This is a genomic window from Pseudomonas sp. 2,4-D (assembly GCF_030418155.1).
GTDB classification, from domain to species: Bacteria; Pseudomonadota; Gammaproteobacteria; order Pseudomonadales; family Pseudomonadaceae; genus Aquipseudomonas; species Aquipseudomonas alloputida.
In genome coordinates this window covers 118829-135506 of record NZ_JAUHUI010000011.1, presented here as the reverse complement: position 1 = coordinate 135506, position 16678 = coordinate 118829, and the positions used below count along the sequence as shown (strand labels likewise).

The window sequence follows — 16678 nt, the reverse complement described above, 5'->3', positions numbered from 1 at the left end:
CTGCTCCGTGCGTTCAGCGAATGCCGTTGCCGGCCAGCGAATCGGGCGACCATTGGGTTTTCGACAACGGGTCGATGTAACGGATGCCGCCGTAGGCACCGACCACGCCGTTGAGGTTGTAGGTGCCGCCGATGAGGTCGTAGATCATGAACGGCGTGGCGTCCGGGGTCTGCTTGTCATAGCTCTGGGTAAGGAAGGCGAACGAACCCCGGTACAGCTGGCCACGGGCGTCGTACTGGTCCGAGGCCAGCGCGATCCAGCTGTCCTCATCGAGGTAGAAGCGGCGCTTGTGGTAGATGTGACGCGCGCCGTCCTTGAGCTTGCCTTCCACCACCCACACGCGGTGTTTTTCCCAGCGTACAAACTGCGGCGCCAGGTGATTGGGGGTAATCAGCTGCTTGACATCGGTGTTGTAGGTCAGCCGGTAGGTGTTGTAAGGCACATACATTTCCTGCTTGCCGACCAGGGTCCAGTCGTAGCGGTCCAGCGCGCCGTTGAAGACGAACACGTCATCGTAAGTGCCAGAGCCGGAGGTGCCCGGGTTGGGCGTGTCGTAGGCCAGGTTAGGCGCCAGCTTGACCCGGCGCTGGCCCGGCAGGTACTGCCAGGCGCTGCGCGGCTGCACCAGCGGGTTGGCAGCGTCGCGCAGCATCATTGCTTCACCGGCACGGCGTGCGGGCCCGGTGTACACCAGTTTCATCTGGTAGTAGGTGTCCTTGGCGCCGATCGGCTTGGCCATGTCCTCGTAGATCGGGTAGCTGATGTGGGCCTGGCCGGTGGTCGACAATGTCGCTTTGCCGGCAGCATCGACGTTCCAGGAGTCGTATTTGGCGGTCATGCTCACACCCTGGTAGCGCAGCAGGAAGTTCCACATGGCCTCGGCGCCGTTCTGCGGAATGGGGAACGGAATGCCCGGCAGCACGTTGTCCACTGCGGTGCCGCCCTCCTGGCTTCTGGCGCCGGTGGCGTTCTTGCGAGTGTTGTCCAGCACCGCCTGCGGCAGCGCGACGCTGCGGTGAGTCGGGTACACGTCAACGTGGTAGCTGGGGTAACGCTTGAGCAGTTCGAGGGTAGTGGCGGTCAGTTGCCCCTTGTACTGATCGGCATTCTTGCCATTGATGACCAGCAACGGTTTCTCGCTGGCAAACGGGTCGGGGCGCATGCTGGCGCCGCTCTGATAGCTGGCCGGCGGGGTAAGCAGGCCACCTTGGTACGCCGGGATAGAGCCGTCGGCATTGCCGGCCTTTTCGGCGCCGAGGGTGGTCAGGTTGTTGCCCAGGTGTGCAGCCTGGTCAGGGGAAACGGCAGCCTGGGCGGCGTTGAGCGCGGCCAGCGACAGGCACGAGGCCAGCAGGGTACGTACGAAGGTCATGATGGTTGTCTTCCTGTGTAGGCGGTAGGAAACAGGACTCAGAAGGTCGTCTTGACGGTCAGGTACAGCGCGCCACGGTCTTCGGTGGTGGCGCCACCGCCGGAGAAGGAGGCGTAGCCGCCGCCGTAGCAGGTGTAATCCTGTTCGCCGTCCAGGGCATTGGGGGTGCTGCCGTCGGTCTGGCCGTCCTTGCAGGCCTTGGTCTCACCGAAGCTGTCGACGTACTTGAGGTCGACGAAGTACTGGTTGTAGATCGCAGCGCTGAAGCCCACCGCGTAATTGCCGGTGTTTTCGGCGCCGCCGCCTTGCACCGGCGAGACACCGTCCAGGCCGACGTTGACCGACAACGGCATGCTCAAGTCCATGCCCGGCAACACCTGGTACCAGGTGGGGGTGAAGTTGACGGCGATACCCCAGTTGTCGCGGGTCGCCTTGTCGATGCCGCGGTAGCTGCCCTTGCCTTTGTACAAAGCCTCGTTATGGCTATCGAGCTTGAGCAGGTTGCTGTAGAACAGCTCACCCAGCAGGGTTGCCGAGTCGAACAGTGGCGTGTCACCCATCGTCATCAGGCCGTTGACCGTGAAATGCAGGGTGTCGCCAGTGGCGCTCAGGCTGTCACCATCCTTGGGTACGTCGTAGACCACCCCGCTGCCGGGCAGGCGCGACGGCAGTAAACCGAAGCCACCACCCAGGCCACCTTGGCCGGGGGCACTGACGATTGCCGGGATACTCGCCAACGGCATGTTGTGGCGGATGTTGAGGTCGCTGCCGACGCTGATGCCAACCACATCCTTGGACAGGCTCAGGCCATAGACGTCGATGTTGTCGGCGTAGGCGAACTGGTAAGTGGTGCTTTGCAGCGAGTTGTACAGGTTACCGACCGCCCCCTGGCGGCTGCCCGGCGGGTTGCCGAAAGGGCCACTGGCCACGGTCATGCCGCGCGCATCAAGCCAGGCCTGGGGCAGAATCTCGGACGTCTTGCGGTAGTAGAAACCGAGGGTGCCGCCCAGCCATTGCGGCGACCACCTGGCCATGATGCCCCAGTCGCCGCTCTTGCCGGGCGTCAGGTCATGACCGCGGCGGATGGTGGTCAGCGCTCCGCGCACCGGGATCAAGCCCGGGGTGCCGGTGTGGCCGAGCAGGAAGCTCTGCGCGCCCTCGCCTACCACATCCGCGCCGCCATAGTAGGTGCCCGCTTCGGGCAAGCGGGCAGCATCCCAGTCGAAGAAGTACTGCGCCCCCAGGGTGAGTTCGGAATTGACCAGGAACGAGGTCGACAGCTGGTTGCGAGGTACGAACAGCTCCTTGGCCTCGGTGCCTGGCGAAGCCGCCAGCTTGGCCAGGTCCAGGCCGGACTGGCCATAGCTCAGCGAATGCACGGGGTTGAGCAAGGTTTCCCCCCAGAACAGGTTGTGCTGGCCCAGCTTGGCACTGACCTGCGACGCTTCGCCCACGTCACGGCTCATGAATACGAACGCATCCAGCACTTCGCCCGATGGGCCGTTGTAGTATCGCTGGGCGTAGTTGCTCAGGTGCGGGCTGCCCAGGGGTATGCCAGTACCCGGCAGGCCATTGAGGCTGGGGCTGATGCCCGACTGATCACCGTTGCCATTGACGAACGGGTTGCTGTTGGAGCCGGTGTTGTCGTAGGCCTTGTCGTACCAGCTGGCAGTGCTGACGCGAAAACCGGTGTTGCCCTGATACACCACATCCAGCTCGGTCAGCAGGTCGACCCGGTTTGTGATGTTGGTGCCGGCCTTGCGGAAGTTGTAGTCACCGTCGTTGCTGTTGGGCGTGCCCAGCATGCGCTTGTCGGCGCTTTCCGTGCGCACGCCATAATTGTATTTGACGGTATTGTCCAAGCGCACGGCCCAGTCTTCATTGCCGGTCTGGACTTCAACGGCCTGGGCGGCGGGCAGCGTGAGCAGGGCGACGGCGCAGGCGAGCAGGCAGCGCTGTGGCTTCACGGCATGGTGAATGCGGTGTTCTGGCATTACGATGGCTCCACGTATTGTTATTGTTTTTTACGCCGCCCGTCTGTTGCGGGCGTGGCTGGGGCGTCCATGCGTTACTACAGGGTTTCGGCGTCCAGACGGCGGATCAGGGCCTCGGCCAACGGCCAGGGGCCAAAACCGGAAGCCGGGTTGAGATGGCCGACGGCGCCCAGGTTGACCAGCTCACTGCCCCAATGGCGGGCAAGTTCGCTAACGGCGTCGTAGCTGGCCAGGTGGTCATTGCTACTGGCCGCGACAATGCTCGGGAACGGCAGCGCCGTGGTTGGCAACGGCGACCAGCCCTGGGCGGCCAGGCTGGCCGGGCTTGGGTAGTGCGCCGGCCACTGGGCGTCGAGGTCTGGCGGGGCAGCCAGCAAAGCCCCCTTGATCGGCCACCGGTAGCGCGCGGCCCAGTGGGCGACCATCAGTACGCCGGCACTGTGCGCCACCAGCAGCACCTGGCCGTCGATCTGCTCCAGTTCGCGCTGGATCGCCTCGACCCGGGCGTTGCAGCAAAGGCCGTCAAGCTTCAGCGGCGGTACGCTGCGCACCTTCGCCAGGCGGCTGGCAAGCAGCGTCTGCCAATGATCGGCAACGTGGTCGCGCAGGCCAGGGACGATCAACACGGTGGCAGTGGTTTGCAGTTTTTCCACGGTGAACCTCGTGTGCGGTGTAGCTGTTGAGGTTCACAGTAAACAGCCCTCCCCCCGGGTGCTTCACATTGGGCGTCAGGTACTTTTCATTTGATGACAATGGCCCGAACAGGGCTTTGCTTTTCAATTGATGACACGCAGGCTATAAAACCCGTGCACCTGCAAGCCAGGTGCTTTTTGTCGCAACAGCCTTGTGCTGCTGCCTGAAAGCGCCAGGTTGCCTGAACAATAGGGATAACAATAAAAATGCCTGCCCTCGTCCGCGCCGCCAGCTTGACCAACTACCTGGAAGTGTCCCGCCACCTGGGCCTCAACCCCCACACACTGCTGGCACAAGTGGGCCTCAGCGCGGCGTTGCTCGACGATCCCAACCGGCGTATCCCGGTGGCCAGCGTGATCAACCTGCTGGAAGCTTCCGCCAGCGCCAGCCACTGCGAGAGCTTCGGCTTGCGCATGGCCGAACTGCGCCAGTTGTCGGACTTCGGCGAAATCAGCCTGCTGCTCAGCCACCAACGCAACCTGCGCGACGCGCTACAGGTGATCGTGCAGTACCGCCACCTGCTCAATGACGCGCTGGCCATTCATATCGAAGAAGCTGGCAAGACCGTGGTCATTCGCGAAGAGGTGATCAGCGAGCGCGCGCCCTGTAGCCGCCAGGCCACCGAGCTGGCTATCGGCGTGATGATGCGCTTGTGCGCGGCGCTGCTAGGCACGCACTGGCACCCGATCAGCGCCAATTTCACCCATGCGGCCCCCGCCGACCCCGCCATTCACCGGCGCATTTTCGGCTGCACGCTGGTGTTTGGCAGCGAGTTCAACGGCATCGTCTGCCCTGCCGCCGACCTCGACAGTGCCAGCCCGCTGGCCAACGAAGCCATGGCCCGCCTGGCCCGGCGCTACCTGGACACGCTGCCGGCAGGCAGCGAGCCATCGCTGGAGCTGGAGCTGCGCAAGACCATCTACCTGCTGCTACCCATGGGGCGGGCCACCCTCGAGCAAGTGGCGCAAACCCAGGGCATGAACGTACGCACCCTACAGCGGCGGCTGGAAGACAGCGGCTTGACCTTCAAGGACCTGATCAACAGCGTTCGACGTGACCTGGTGATGCGCTACCTGGAGAACCCCAGCTATTCGCTGGGTCGCATAGCCGATATGCTCGGCTACTCGATGCCCAGTTCGTTCACCCGCTGGTTCATCGCCCAGTACGGCATGCCGCCGGCCAGCTGGCGGACACGCAGTGTCAGCCCTGCTCCCCAGCCCCGTCACCATCGAGGGTGATGAACACCGCATCACCCTCCTGCTGCACCGGGTAGCTGGCCACTTTCAACGCCTTGGAATTGACCAGGTAGCCGCTGGCCAGGTCGAAGCGCAGGCCGTGGGCACAGCACTGGATCACCCGCCCTTCCAGGCGCCCGCCACACAGCGACGCCCCTTGGTGCGGGCAGCTATCGTCGATGGCATAGAGCGCACCGGCGACATTGAACAACGCTACGCTGCGGCCCTCGCAGGCCAGCAGCACCCGGCCATTGCGCTCCGGCAGCTGGCTGGGGTTCAGGGCGATACGCAGGCTCATGCCTGCACCCTCTCTGACAAGGCGTCGGTCATCGCGGCAAACAGCGCCTCGGCTGGCCGCACCCCGGCAATCAGAGGGCCCAGGTTGAAGCGATAACGTGGCACGGCACTGCCTGCACGCCCTGCACCTTCGAGGAACGGGCTGCCATCATCACGCAGACAATCGATTACCTGCGCGGCCTTTAGCCCGCAACTCTCGGCGATGCCGAGCAACGTGCGGCTATCACCGAGGTCGCGGCCTTGGTGGAAATAGGCAATGAACAGCCGCTCCAGCAACGCTTGCTGTTGCGACGCGCCAAGCAGACTGCCGGCCCGCTGCATCAACCGGTGGGCGTTGCCGGTGTTTGGCATGCGGCAGATGCGCGAGAAGTCGATATCCTCCCCCACCACGCGGGCAGCGGCGCGCACCTGAGCCTGGCGCTCGCGCACTGCCTGCTCGCTGCCCAGGCGTTGAAGGTAGAACTGTTTGAAGGGTACTCCATTGGCTGGCAGCCCCGGCAGCAACTGCACGCCCTGCCTGTGAACCTGCACTTGCACGTGTGGCTGCTCACGCTGCAACAGCAACAACGCAGCCTGCAAGTGCCGCTGGCCAATCAGGCACCAGGGGCAGACGAAATCGAAGAACACCTCGACGGACAATTGCTGTTTCACAGTTTCAACTCCTGGCGCGCAGACGATCCATGTCGCGGTGGTAGTGACGTTTGGCAACCAAGAACACAGCCGCCGCTGCAATGCTTGTCAGTGGCACCCACTGCAGCGCCGCCTGAAGCCCGATCAGGTCAGACACCCGACCGGTGATCAGCGGACCGGTGGCCAGGCCCAGCAGGTTGTTGGCCAAGGTCAGGGTGGCGAATGCCGTGCCATGCACAGCAGCGTGGGTAAGGTTGGCGACCATGGCACTGGACGGGCCATTGGTGCCGGCGGCTATCATCATGCCCAGGCAGATCAGCACCAGTTGCGCGGTACCGGCAGGCAACGCAAAGGCTATGCTCAGCAGCGCGCAACTGCCCAGGCAATAGCCGATGGCCAGGCTGATCTTGCGGTCCGGGCGCTGCCGCCCAAGGCGATCGCAGAGCATGGCGCAGAGAATCATGCCGATACCACTGCACAGCACGATGACGGCGGCGATCGCCCCGGCGCGGTCGGTGCCCATGGCGTAATAGCGGTTCAGGTAGCTGGGCATCCACACGATCAGGGTGCCGCCGACAAACAACTGCAGGCCACTGCCGACATAGGCGGCGATGACCGAACGGCTGCTGTACAGGGTGCGCAGCGGGTGGCTGGCCTTGTCCAGCGCCTGCTGCGCGCACTTGGGCGCAATGCGCCGCTCTTTGACGATGACGGGGTAGAGCATCGCCAGCACCAGGCCGAACAATGCCATGCCGGCGAATGCCCAGCGCCAGCCCAGGTGCTGGGCCAACACCCCGCCCAAGGCCATGCCCAGCACCGAGCCGAACATGCCGCCCGCCATGAACGCCCCGGCCAGCGTCGAGCGCATGTCGCGGGGGAATACCGCGACCACCACGGCAATGCCGACACTGCCATAGGCGGCCTCGCCGACCCCGACCAGGAAGCGTGCAATGAACATTTGCGAGTAGTTTTCCGCCAGGGCACAGCCGAGCGTGGCAAGGCTCCAGAGCACGGCCATCAGCACCAGGCTGCGTACCCTGCCGAAACGGTCGGCCAGCAGCGACAACGGAAAGGTCAGCAGGCCGACCATCAGCGCGACGATGCCGCTGAGCAAGCCCAACTGGCTGTCGCTCAATGCCCATTCGCTTTTGAGCAGCGGAAACACTGCATTGAGCACCTGGCGCGACATGTAGTCGGAGATCAACAGGCCGAAGGTCAAGGCGAAGACGACCCAGGCATAGCGCCGGGGGATGCTGTTGGCAGTGTCGGTGCCGGAGTCTTCGGCGCTGACGAGATAGGTGGCCATGTTGCCTCCTTGGGTGTGAAGCGTGGGTGTTGTTTTTGTTGTTATGGGTAACAGCCAGAACTCACGTTGCGTTTTGTGGCCTCTTCGCAGGTACGCCCGCGAAGAGACCGGGCCTGCCATGGCCGCATCAAGTGCGCTGCGGCACGCCTTTCTCACCCGCCTGGCGGTTCGGCGCCATGCCATTGGCTTTCAGCGTCTGCTCGATACTGTCGTACTGCTGCCCGATGCGGTAAATGGCGCGGGCCTCCTTACCACTGGCAATCTCGCGCCCCAACTCATGGGCCACGCGCACGGTCTGCTGGACCTGCTGCACCGAGGTGAAGCGTTTGCCGTGCTGGTCGATGATGGTGTCTTCGTTGCCGCAGCGCGGGTGCAGGCCCATGGCCAGCGCCATGGTGTTGAACGGCAGCACGTTCTTGAGCAACGATTCGGCAGTCAGGGTGCAGCTGTCCGGCGCGCGGTGGATGAAGTTGAAGAAGTTGAACGGGTTGGGGCCGTCGAAACCGCCACCAATACCGATCCATGTCAGGTTCAGCGGCCCCATGTAGTCACCCCGGCGCACGAGGCGTTCGAGGGTTTCCAGGGCATGCATGCCGGTCAGCTGGAAATGCGGCTGGATATGGCTGGCCTGCAGGCGGCGCAAGTGCTCGCGGACCCAGGCCGGGCCGGCCGGCACGGTCATTTCGCTGTAGGCGGCATGGATTGCGGGGCTGGCCAGCGAGGTGCCTTCAAGGTACTCGGGGTACAGCAACTCCATGATATTCATCTGCGTGGTGTTGATGGCCACGGTCACCTGGTCGGGGCGCGGCGTCAGCTCGGCAAGCATGTGCCGGGTGTCATCCGACAGCCATTTGGCCGCCTCGCCTTCGCCTTCCGGGGCGAAGGAAATCGAACCGCCAACTTGAATGATCATGTCCGGCACAGCTTCACGTACCCCGGCGATCAGCTCATTGAACTTGGACAGGCGCTTGGAGCCTTTGCCGTCCAGCTCACGCACATGCAAGTGCAGCACGGTGGCGCCTGCCTCGTAGCAGTCGACGGCCTTCTGCACCTGCTCGTCCATGGTCAGCGGAATGTCTTCAGGGAAGTCTTCGGGCATCCACTCCGGGCCATAAGGGGCGACGGTAATGACCACCTTTTCCATGTTTTCCGGGTGCAACGAATCGTCGAAGAATTGCATGCTGTAGTCCTCGCTATTGTTATTGTGCGGTTACCGCCAGTGACGGCGGCAGGCTTAGAACGTGCGGCTGCCCTTGATCCCGGCACGCTCCATCTTGCGATGGCATGGCGGGTAGTCCATGACCGCGTAATGCTGGGTGCTGCGGTTGTCCCAGATCGCCACGCTGTTGGGCTTCCAGCGCCAGCGCACCTGGTATTCGGGCAGGTAGGCCTGGCTGATCAGGTAACGCAGCAGGTCGCCGGCACCGGGGTTCGCATCCTGGCCGAAACGCACCCGCTGCGGGGTGTGGTAGTTGCTGAAGTGGGTGGTGAAGGCGTTGACGAACAGCACCTGCTCGCCCGTTTCCGGGTGGGTGCGTACGACCGGGTGCTCGGCGTCGGGGAACTGCGCCTTGAGTGCCAGCCGTTTGTCCAGCGGCATTGCAGCGCCGAAGCTGGCCTCGATGCTGTGGCGGGCGCGCAGGTCTTCGATTCTGGCCTTTACATCGTTTGGCAGGTTTTCATAGGCCAGCACCATGTTCGCCCACAGGGTATCGCCGCCTACCGGAGGGCATTCCACACAGCGCAGCACACACCCCATGGGCGGTGCCTCACGCCAGGTGGCATCGGTGTGCCAGGCATTTTCATAGCGGTCGTTGGGCTGGTCCGGGCGCTTGTAGATCTGCACCAGCCCCGGGTGCTCCGGGTCGCTACCGGCCACCGGGTGGTCCTCCAGCTCGCCGAAGCGGCGGGCGAAGGCCACGTGCTCGGCACGGCTGAAATGCTGGTCGCGCAGGAACAGCACACGGTGCTGGAGCAACTGCTGGCGCAACTGGGCGAACAGTTCGTCATCGTGAATCGCATCGGCCAGGTTGACGCCACTCACCTCGGCACCGATCGCGCAGGTCAGTTGTTCAATGTGCATGCTGTTGCCCTCTTCAGATGACGAAGATCGACGAGCCCGTGGTTTTGCGGGCTTCCAGGTCACGGTGGGCCTGTACCGCGTCCTGCAGGGCGTAGTGCTGATTGATTTCGATACGAATGCGCCCGCTGCTGACGTGGTCGAACAATTCGCCGGCCAGGTCAGCCTTTTCTGCCGGATCGGCGATGAAGTCGGCCAGTGCCGGGCGGGTAAGCTGCAACGAGCCCTTGATGGCCAGCAACTGCGGGTCGAACGGCGGGATGCTGCCCGACGCCGTGCCGACGCAAACCATCAGCCCGCGACGCTTGAGCGAATCAAGCGAGCCGGTGAAGGTGGTCTTGCCGACACTGTCGAACACGACGTTCACCCCTACCCCGTCGGTCAGTTCGCGTACGCGGCTGGCGACGTCTTCGACGCTGTAGTTGATGATGTGGTTGCAGCCATGGGCGCGGGCCACCTCGGCCTTGGCCTCGGTGGATACCGTGCCGATCACGTTCAGCCCAAGCAGCCGCGCCCACTGCGCGACAATCAGGCCCACCCCGCCAGCAGCCGCATGCAGAAGCACACTGTCGCCGGGTTTGAAGTCATACAGCCGGCGTAACAGGTAGGCCGAGGTCAGGCCACGCATGGTCATGGCGGCAGCAGTCTCGAAGGCAATGGTTTCCGGCAGCTTGATCAGCGCCGCTGCGGGGATCAGGCGCTCGGTGCAATAGGCACCCAGGGTATTGAGGAAACCGGTATAGGTGACCCGGTCACCGACCACCACCTGCGTCACGCCTTCGCCCACCGCCTCCACCACCCCGGCAGCTTCCACGCCGATGCCATTGGGCAGCGTGATCGGGTAAGTGCCGTTACGAAAGTAGGTGTCGGCATAGTTCAGGCCCACCGCCACCTGGCGCAAACGTACCTGCCCAGGGCCGGGCTCGCCAACCTCGGCGTCCTCGTAGCGCAAAACCTCGGGGCCACCGGTCTGATGGAAACGTACCACTTTGGACATGCTTGTCTCTCCAATCATCGATCTGGACGTCAGGCGTCAGTGCTGGTGATTGGACTGTATGCCCTTGGCTTGCGGGGTGCTTCGCATCGGACGACAGCGGGTTTTCATTTGATGACAGTACTGTCGACCCACCGGCGTTCGGACCAGCGCCTTTATTCATGAGGCTGCTTGATGGTTACCTCTTGCGAGACTAATACTTAAATCTCTGCCTGGGGAGGCACGAAAAATGCAACCAAGATTCGTTATCGTTCCCGCTGTACCGATCGAAAAGGAATCGTTCCGCGTTGGCAGCCGCTACTACGCCGCTACCGTGTGTGGAGGGTTCGACATTTATGACAATCAGGCAAAGGAGCGGCTCAAGCCCAGCTATCCGAGCCGGAAGGAGGCGCAGGTGAAGTGCGAGCATTTGAACAAGCGGGATGAGTTGGGTTAACTGCAGGCGATCGGGGCGGCACAACCCGCTCGGGGCACGGGTTCAATCCAGGCATTGCTTGGCAGCCTGGCGCAACTTGTCGCCAGACAGAAAGCTGCCCTTGTAGAAGGTCGCACGGCTGCCCTCGTGAGCGTCGACCACATCAAGCACATCGTCACTTGCCACGGCGCTTGGCGCCGTGAGCCGGTAGCCGTGGGCTATTGACTTCTGCGTGGCCTGTGGCGCCAGCGCCTGCCATTTGGGCAGGACACAGGCGGCGTACTGCTGCGGCGATTTCCTGGTCAGTTGGCTGGCAGTGGGTTTGCCGGGGGTTGCGCAACCGGCGAGGCTGGCAACCAACACAGTGGCGAAAAAAATACGAAAGTCAGGCATTTGCAATCGACCGTTATGGATGCGCTGCATTCTAACGGGCGTGACGCCGCGTTACTAATCAACCAAAGTCTTGCTGCAGGACGGCGCCCAAGCGGGATCTGTGCAGCGCACCTGATATTTCTGCCAGTAGCAGGGTCACGCCGCAACAGTGAAACTGCCCATGGCACATCACACCACGACTCGGCAGGGGCTTCAGACCATGCAAACCAACGTCAACAACACTCAGTTCTTCTATCAGAACGGCAAACTCGTCACCCTTAAAACCGGTGAACAAGGCCGTAGCATCTTTCGCTCGCCGGACGTACCTCTTGCCGAACGACAATCAGACGACACCGACGCCGGCGGATTGCTGGTAACTGACGACAAGGGTTCGGTGCTGCAGGTACAGCAGAAAAGCTGAAGACCTCATGATGTTCCGGCCCCATTGCGAACCAAATGCGGGCTCAGGGCTTGGCTCCCCTGTACAACACGATGGCTGCTATATCCAGGGCCAGCACACTACCGACAATCACGAACATGATGTACAGATCTTCAGAGAGCATTGCTGTATCCCCCAGATGCACCGGTTTCAAAAGGGGTAAGCAAATACTGATCCAGTCAGTGCATCAGGAATGCGAGCTGAGACTCAGCTGAACTTCAACTTGACCACTTTGCTCAGCGCCCAGCCACTGAAGACATAGAACGCATCCAGGTAGAAACGCCCTGCATAGTTGGGCAACGGTGATTGATTCAACAGCACATCCGGCTCGGGCGCGGGAGGAAACAGTGCATAAAAGCCGTTGGGCAGAACGGCCAGTACCAGCAATAACAGGTAAGTCGAGGCTTGTAGCAGGGTGGCACGATTACTGGATCTGGCGGACCACTTCAGCCCGTAGTAGGCAACCAGGCCGGCAACAGGCAAAACCCAGAAATGCGTCGGAATCCCAATGAACATTTCGGCGACTACGCTTCTTGCTTCCACCTGCGACTCTCCATCCAAATACAACGATTATTACGGGCGGGGCCGGCAAATGCAAAGCAACGCTGCTCAGGCCATACCGGCCCCACCCGCCCTTTTTTGAACGTTGCCGGTCAGGCGATCGGCAGACTAAAAGCCCGCTCTCGACGGCGGGCTATTGGTGTGGGGTTGGATGATTAAGCTTTTGAACACATCAGTGCAGCATCCAGCAACCTGCCATGGTCGTACCAGGCATCACGTTGATAGGCCGTGAAGTGGCGCTCGCTTCCCGTGCCCCGCAACTCTACCAGACCCTCTGCCTTGTCAGGGTCAGTGCTTTCGACGAAAAGCCTGACCGCGTTATCACCCTCGACTTCATAGGTTTTCACATTCCCTTGTAGCTCGCCTTTGACGCAGCCCAGATAGGCGGGTGAGCTTTTCACGGTAGTGCCAGCGGTATAATCGTGGCTGTCACGCACATCAGGGTTTTGTGCGCAGCCTGCGACGAACAACGAGGCTGCCCCGATTACCAGTATTGCACCTGCTCGCGAACTTGAGTTTTTCACGCGACACGCTCCTGCAGCCCCATCGAAAACTGGGAAATGTTGCCAAGCAGCCTGCCCTTTTTTTGGTTTTGTCCTGCCCATGTTACTGCTCAACGACAACAGGGCATCAGGTTTGTTTGCTATATAGGGTTCGGGGCGTTTTCCTCACGCCCTGCCTTGCCCCCGATTACGAGTAAGGCCTACCCCATAACCGGGGTCAGGGAATGGCATTGAGAAACACATAAGTCGCCGCCAGGTCGAGTACCAGCACAGCAACCACGCTGAAAATCATGTAATAGCGGTCATCCTGAGTCATTTCTGCGCACTCCGCATGATCAATGTCTCAGGGGTCACAGCAATTCCCGTTCCAGCGCCGTGATGCAGCCCGCTGACACCGCGCCAGCCAAACAGCGCGATCGCGCAGTCAGTCCTTGATCTGGCATACGCCATTGGCTTTGTTCTTACCGGTATACGAGACGTCAGGCGAGCCGTCCGGGTTGATCGACAACGATACGGTTACCCCGCCACCTTTGGCCTCGAAATAGTTGTCATTGAATTTCTTCAGCGTGGCTTCCTTGCCGTTGATGTAAACAGGCCCACCTTTATCGGCATGGACCTCGATATTGCCGGGGCATGTTGCGTTCAACAGCGGAATACCGGCGTGGGCAGCGCCCGATGCGGCAAGCAACAGGCCTAGTAACAAACGCTTCATTTGCAGTGTCCTCGTGGGGTTGTCGGGGTGCGCGCGTTAAAGCAGTCCTGCGATGGCGAAGAGGCTCATCGCTCGTTCGAGATGGTAGGCAAGCACATGCAGGGTCATCTCGCTACGCATTTTTTTCATTCCGTGCATCCAGTCCACCCGTTGGCGGGTATTGCTAGTGGGCGGCCTTTGACTGCCCAGCCCAATGACTTTCAGGAGCACTGCAAATGAACTTGAAATATTCCGCCTGCCTGCTTGCCTGCAGCCTCGCCCTTGCGCTGCCGCCCGCCCACGCCCAGACCGCGCTGCCAGAAGCGGTCAAAGTCCCTGATGGCCATCGCGTCCTGCTCGAAACCGTCGGCGTCGGCGAGATCACCTACGAGTGCCGCGACAAGGCCAACACCCCCGGTCAGACCGAATGGACTTTCGTCGGCCCCAAGGCAGTGCTCAATGACCGTACCGGTAAACAGGTGGGCGACTACTTTGGCCCACCCGCTACCTGGCAGGCCAAGGATGGCTCGAAGGTCACCGGTACCCAGCTGGCAGTGGCACCGGCGGACAAAGGCGCCATCCCCTATCAACTGGTCAAGGCCAACCCGGCCGAAGGCAAAGGCGCCATGCAAGGTGTCAGCTATATCCAGCGCCTGGCCACCCGCGGCGGTGTGGCGCCGTCAGTCGATTGCACGGCGCAGAACAAAGGTGCCAGGCAGGTCGTCCAGTACCAGGCTGACTATGTGTTCTGGACAGCCAAGTGACACGCAACTGACCCTACGCCCTGCGAGTGATGATCTACGCTCGATGGCAAGCCCCCCGGCTGGATGGCCGGGGTACTTGCCTTACACAAGGAAGCCACACACGTTGAACTCGCCGGCCGCCCCCTTCGACTTCCACCGCTGCCTGTTAGCCTGTGCACAGGGTGACCGGCGGGCCCTGCAGGCGCTCTACGATCACGAAGGCGCGCGCCTGCTGGGCGTTGCCCGGCGTATCGCACGTGACGACGCCACCGCAGAAGACATCGTCCACGATGCGATCATCCGCATCTGGACCCGCGCAGCCAGCTACGACCCGGCGCGCGGCTCGGCTCGAGGCTGGATCTACAGCATTACCCGCCACCTGGCGCTGAATTCGATACGCGATACCCGCCGTGAAACTGTACTGACCGATGCCGACACCGAAACTGCGTCAACATTGCACGGGAGGGTTGATGACCTTGACCTCTGGTCCGGCTCAGCAAAGATTTACCGCTGCCTGGAACAACTGCAGCCCGCACCGCAACGCTGCATCCTGCACGCCTACGTGGACGGCTGCAGCCACGCCGAGATAGCCGGTTTATTGGGCGCGCCACTGGGCACTGTCAAGGCCTGGATCAAACGCAGCCTCAAAGCGCTACGGGAGTGTCTGGAATGAAGCCCGATTCTGCCGAAGAACTGGACAGCCTCGCCGGGGAATACGTGCTGGGGACCTTGTCGCCGGAGCAATATACCGCAACGGCCGAACGCCTGCGTACCGACCCCGCGCTTCGCGCCGCCGTGGATGCCTGGGAGGCCCGGCTGCTGGAGCTGACCGCGCTGTCTACCCCGCAGCCACCGAGCCCCCGCCTGTGGCGCCGTATCCAGCGCAGCCTCGATGAGCTACCCGCACCGCGCACGCAGGCTCGCTGGTGGCAACGCCTCGGCCTGTGGCAAGGGCTCAGCGCCGCAGGGCTTGCTGCAAGCCTGCTGCTGGCGTTTACCTTGCTGACCACGCCCCCCCCTACCACGGAATACCTGGTGGTACTGGTGGCGCCGAACAGCCAGGCCCCCGGCTGGGTGGTGCAGGCCAGCGACAGCCACATGATCGAACTGCTGCCGCTGGGTAAGGACAAGGTCCCCGACGGCATGGCCCTGCAGTTCTGGACCAAGGGCGAGCAATGGCGTGCTCCGGTTTCGCTTGGCCTGGTCAAACCGGGCGAACCCTATCGGGTTCCGCTGGAAAGTTTGCCACCCCTGGAGGCCAATCAACTGTTCGAGCTGACGCTGGAGAAAGCCGGTGGCTCGCCGACCGGTCTGCCGACAGGGCCGGTGAAGTTCATTGGTCGCGCGGTGAAAGTGATATGACACGACAGGGCCGCAGAACGCGACTGCGGCCTTCGCAAGCTGGACCTATGGTCAGGCGCGGATCACCTCAAGGCGATCCCGCCCAGCCTCTGTGATGGCGTTCTCTCCTTCATCGCTGATGCGATAACGTCCTGACACCATTTTGGTAATTGAGAACCGGACCAGCCCGCTTTGGGACAAGGCTTGGCCTGCTTCGAAGCTCATTGCCTGCTCCAGGTCGAAGATCTTGATTTCTCCGATTTTGTAGCGTGCAAACGCGACCAAGGCGTTATCCAGTTCTTGTTGACTGATCGTTGTAGCGACGTCCATTCGACCTCCCAGGTCATGAGAGCCCCGGTCCGTGGGGTTGGAGGCAACGAACCGGGTGGCTTGTTGAAGGCGGACCGTACTATGCAGTCACGGAAGTCGCTACTGGCTTTCCATCCATGCTGGATGGGTAGGCAGCACGACACCCGCCACACCTACGGTCACTTCAGGCGCCGTCACCGCATGCCCCGTGTCACCTGCTTCGCGGGTAAACCCACTCGCAGAGCCGACCCCTGCGCCCTGCTCAGACCATGCTCATCGCCGCACGCAGCGCCAGCAGGTAGGTTTCGACACCAAACCCGCAGATCTGCCCGCGCACCACCTCGGCAAATACCGAGTGATGGCGGAATGGCTCCCTGGCATGAATGTTGGACATGTGCACTTCAACTACCGGCACTTCGATAATGGCCAACGCATCACGAATGCCATAGCTGTAATGGGTCCAGGCACCGGCATTGATCAGCACGGCATCCACCCGGTCCTCATGGGCCTGATGGATGCGCTCGCACATGGCGCCCTCGAAGTTGCTCTGGAAGCTCTCGACCTGCGCCCCCAGCTCCTCGCCCAGGGCCTGTAATGCCTGGTCGATGTCGGCCAGGGTCGCTGTGCCGTACTGGCGCGGGTCGCGCTTTCCGAACATGTTGTGGTTGATGCCGTGCAGCATCAGTACATTGGCGACCATCGA

At 62.1% G+C, this 16678-nt stretch carries 21 protein-coding genes; 6 read left to right on the top strand and 15 right to left on the bottom strand.

Annotation, left to right across the window (positions count from 1 at the left end; translation table 11 throughout):
* Positions 1–13: 13 nt before the first annotated feature.
* From QYE47_RS11165 to QYE47_RS11155, 3 genes are all read right to left on the bottom strand, one after another.
* The gene (locus QYE47_RS11165; protein WP_014591088.1) at positions 14–1372 is read right to left on the bottom strand and encodes a DUF1329 domain-containing protein; all 1359 of its coding nucleotides are present in this window, start codon (positions 1370–1372) and stop codon (positions 14–16) included.
* 38 nt (positions 1373–1410) lie between these two features.
* The gene (locus QYE47_RS11160) at positions 1411–3366 is read right to left on the bottom strand and encodes a DUF1302 domain-containing protein (protein ID WP_014591089.1); all 1956 of its coding nucleotides are present in this window, start codon (positions 3364–3366) and stop codon (positions 1411–1413) included.
* Between the two features lie 77 nt (positions 3367–3443).
* Positions 3444–4019 carry an alpha/beta hydrolase gene (locus QYE47_RS11155; protein ID WP_014591090.1) on the bottom strand — a complete coding sequence of 192 codons (576 nt, stop codon included), beginning with the start codon at positions 4017–4019 and terminating at the stop codon, positions 3444–3446.
* Between the two features lie 246 nt (positions 4020–4265).
* Here QYE47_RS11155 and QYE47_RS11150 point away from each other — a divergent pair, with 246 nt between their 5' ends.
* Positions 4266–5297, top strand: a complete 1032-nt coding sequence (locus tag QYE47_RS11150; RefSeq protein WP_014591091.1) for an AraC family transcriptional regulator — start codon at positions 4266–4268, stop codon at positions 5295–5297.
* On the opposite strand, the gene QYE47_RS11145 is transcribed toward QYE47_RS11150, so the two are convergent.
* The 6 genes from QYE47_RS11145 to QYE47_RS11120 all read right to left on the bottom strand — a co-directional run bounded on the left by QYE47_RS11145 (position 5260) and on the right by QYE47_RS11120 (position 10604).
* On the bottom strand, positions 5260–5592 hold the full coding sequence (locus tag QYE47_RS11145; protein WP_041166977.1) for a Rieske 2Fe-2S domain-containing protein: 333 nt from the start codon (positions 5590–5592) through the stop codon (positions 5260–5262). The two genes, QYE47_RS11150 and QYE47_RS11145, sit on opposite strands and share 38 nt — an antisense overlap.
* Positions 5589–6242 (bottom strand): DsbA family protein, encoded by a 654-nt coding sequence (locus tag QYE47_RS11140; RefSeq protein WP_014591092.1) that lies wholly within the window; start codon positions 6240–6242, stop codon positions 5589–5591. The genes QYE47_RS11145 and QYE47_RS11140 overlap by 4 nt, the downstream gene beginning before the upstream one ends.
* Positions 6243–6246: 4 nt before the next feature.
* A complete protein-coding gene (locus tag QYE47_RS11135) occupies positions 6247–7527 on the bottom strand; it encodes an MFS transporter (RefSeq protein ID WP_014591093.1) in 1281 nt (426 codons plus the stop codon).
* 127 nt (positions 7528–7654) lie between these two features.
* Positions 7655–8707 carry a 3-keto-5-aminohexanoate cleavage protein gene (locus QYE47_RS11130; protein ID WP_014591094.1) on the bottom strand — a complete coding sequence of 351 codons (1053 nt, stop codon included), beginning with the start codon at positions 8705–8707 and terminating at the stop codon, positions 7655–7657.
* A 54-nt stretch (positions 8708–8761) separates the two neighbouring features.
* A complete protein-coding gene (locus QYE47_RS11125) occupies positions 8762–9610 on the bottom strand; it encodes a TauD/TfdA family dioxygenase (protein WP_012052451.1) in 849 nt (282 codons plus the stop codon).
* A gap of 13 nt (positions 9611–9623) precedes the next feature.
* Entirely contained in the window at positions 9624–10604 is a 981-nt protein-coding gene (locus QYE47_RS11120; protein WP_019438486.1) for a quinone oxidoreductase, read from the bottom strand.
* A 226-nt stretch (positions 10605–10830) separates the two neighbouring features.
* On the opposite strand from QYE47_RS11120, the gene QYE47_RS11115 reads away from it, so the two are divergent.
* Positions 10831–11037 carry a hypothetical protein gene (locus QYE47_RS11115; RefSeq protein WP_019438487.1) on the top strand — a complete coding sequence of 69 codons (207 nt, stop codon included), beginning with the start codon at positions 10831–10833 and terminating at the stop codon, positions 11035–11037.
* A 42-nt stretch (positions 11038–11079) separates the two neighbouring features.
* Here QYE47_RS11115 and QYE47_RS11110 read toward each other — a convergent pair whose 3' ends face one another.
* Positions 11080–11439: a hypothetical protein gene (locus tag QYE47_RS11110; protein ID WP_070383907.1), complete on the bottom strand. Its 360-nt coding sequence runs from the start codon at positions 11437–11439 to the stop codon at positions 11080–11082.
* Between the two features lie 169 nt (positions 11440–11608).
* Here QYE47_RS11110 and QYE47_RS11105 point away from each other — a divergent pair, with 169 nt between their 5' ends.
* Positions 11609–11809, top strand: coding sequence for a hypothetical protein (locus QYE47_RS11105; RefSeq protein WP_014591097.1), 201 nt, complete (start codon positions 11609–11611; stop codon positions 11807–11809).
* Positions 11810–12034: 225 nt separating this feature from the next.
* Here the strand turns inward: QYE47_RS11105 and QYE47_RS11100 are convergent, their stop codons facing one another.
* The 3 genes from QYE47_RS11100 to QYE47_RS11090 form a co-directional block, all read right to left on the bottom strand.
* Positions 12035–12343 (bottom strand): hypothetical protein, encoded by a 309-nt coding sequence (locus QYE47_RS11100; protein WP_019438490.1) that lies wholly within the window; start codon positions 12341–12343, stop codon positions 12035–12037.
* Positions 12344–12543: 200 nt separating this feature from the next.
* Positions 12544–12912 carry a hypothetical protein gene (locus QYE47_RS11095; protein WP_014591100.1) on the bottom strand — a complete coding sequence of 123 codons (369 nt, stop codon included), beginning with the start codon at positions 12910–12912 and terminating at the stop codon, positions 12544–12546.
* Between the two features lie 403 nt (positions 12913–13315).
* Positions 13316–13603 (bottom strand): hypothetical protein, encoded by a 288-nt coding sequence (locus QYE47_RS11090; protein ID WP_012052457.1) that lies wholly within the window; start codon positions 13601–13603, stop codon positions 13316–13318.
* A gap of 215 nt (positions 13604–13818) precedes the next feature.
* On the opposite strand from QYE47_RS11090, the gene QYE47_RS11085 reads away from it, so the two are divergent.
* The 3 genes from QYE47_RS11085 to QYE47_RS11075 all read left to right on the top strand — a co-directional run bounded on the left by QYE47_RS11085 (position 13819) and on the right by QYE47_RS11075 (position 15687).
* Positions 13819–14346, top strand: a complete 528-nt coding sequence (locus QYE47_RS11085; RefSeq protein ID WP_014591101.1) for a DUF3455 domain-containing protein — start codon at positions 13819–13821, stop codon at positions 14344–14346.
* A gap of 103 nt (positions 14347–14449) precedes the next feature.
* Positions 14450–14998, top strand: a complete 549-nt coding sequence (locus tag QYE47_RS11080) for a sigma-70 family RNA polymerase sigma factor (protein ID WP_010953906.1) — start codon at positions 14450–14452, stop codon at positions 14996–14998.
* Entirely contained in the window at positions 14995–15687 is a 693-nt protein-coding gene (locus QYE47_RS11075; RefSeq protein WP_070383906.1) for an anti-sigma factor, read from the top strand. The genes QYE47_RS11080 and QYE47_RS11075 overlap by 4 nt, the downstream gene beginning before the upstream one ends.
* 51 nt (positions 15688–15738) lie before the next feature.
* Here the strand turns inward: QYE47_RS11075 and QYE47_RS11070 are convergent, their stop codons facing one another.
* Positions 15739–15996, bottom strand: coding sequence for a hypothetical protein (locus tag QYE47_RS11070; protein WP_014591103.1), 258 nt, complete (start codon positions 15994–15996; stop codon positions 15739–15741).
* Positions 15997–16237: 241 nt separating this feature from the next.
* The gene (gene aroQ, locus QYE47_RS11065; protein ID WP_014591104.1) at positions 16238–16675 is read right to left on the bottom strand and encodes a type II 3-dehydroquinate dehydratase; all 438 of its coding nucleotides are present in this window, start codon (positions 16673–16675) and stop codon (positions 16238–16240) included.
* Between the last annotated feature and the right edge of the window lie 3 nt (positions 16676–16678).

Coding starts and splice junctions, on each gene's coding strand:
- QYE47_RS11075 (WP_070383906.1), top strand. CDS start 14,995: ATGAAGCCCGATTCTGCCGAAGAACTGGACAGCCTCGCCGGGGAATAC.
- QYE47_RS11160 (WP_014591089.1), bottom strand. CDS start 3,366: ATGCCAGAACACCGCATTCACCATGCCGTGAAGCCACAGCGCTGCCTG.
- QYE47_RS11100 (WP_019438490.1), bottom strand. CDS start 12,343: ATGTTCATTGGGATTCCGACGCATTTCTGGGTTTTGCCTGTTGCCGGC.
- QYE47_RS11105 (WP_014591097.1), top strand. CDS start 11,609: ATGCAAACCAACGTCAACAACACTCAGTTCTTCTATCAGAACGGCAAA.
- QYE47_RS11115 (WP_019438487.1), top strand. CDS start 10,831: ATGCAACCAAGATTCGTTATCGTTCCCGCTGTACCGATCGAAAAGGAA.
- aroQ (WP_014591104.1), bottom strand. CDS start 16,675: ATGGTCGCCAATGTACTGATGCTGCACGGCATCAACCACAACATGTTC.
- QYE47_RS11090 (WP_012052457.1), bottom strand. CDS start 13,603: ATGAAGCGTTTGTTACTAGGCCTGTTGCTTGCCGCATCGGGCGCTGCC.
- QYE47_RS11125 (WP_012052451.1), bottom strand. CDS start 9,610: ATGCACATTGAACAACTGACCTGCGCGATCGGTGCCGAGGTGAGTGGC.
- QYE47_RS11135 (WP_014591093.1), bottom strand. CDS start 7,527: ATGGCCACCTATCTCGTCAGCGCCGAAGACTCCGGCACCGACACTGCC.
- QYE47_RS11085 (WP_014591101.1), top strand. CDS start 13,819: ATGAACTTGAAATATTCCGCCTGCCTGCTTGCCTGCAGCCTCGCCCTT.
- QYE47_RS11145 (WP_041166977.1), bottom strand. CDS start 5,592: ATGAGCCTGCGTATCGCCCTGAACCCCAGCCAGCTGCCGGAGCGCAAT.
- QYE47_RS11165 (WP_014591088.1), bottom strand. CDS start 1,372: ATGACCTTCGTACGTACCCTGCTGGCCTCGTGCCTGTCGCTGGCCGCG.
- QYE47_RS11070 (WP_014591103.1), bottom strand. CDS start 15,996: ATGGACGTCGCTACAACGATCAGTCAACAAGAACTGGATAACGCCTTG.
- QYE47_RS11120 (WP_019438486.1), bottom strand. CDS start 10,604: ATGTCCAAAGTGGTACGTTTCCATCAGACCGGTGGCCCCGAGGTTTTG.
- QYE47_RS11150 (WP_014591091.1), top strand. CDS start 4,266: ATGCCTGCCCTCGTCCGCGCCGCCAGCTTGACCAACTACCTGGAAGTG.
- QYE47_RS11110 (WP_070383907.1), bottom strand. CDS start 11,439: ATGCAGCGCATCCATAACGGTCGATTGCAAATGCCTGACTTTCGTATT.
- QYE47_RS11130 (WP_014591094.1), bottom strand. CDS start 8,707: ATGCAATTCTTCGACGATTCGTTGCACCCGGAAAACATGGAAAAGGTG.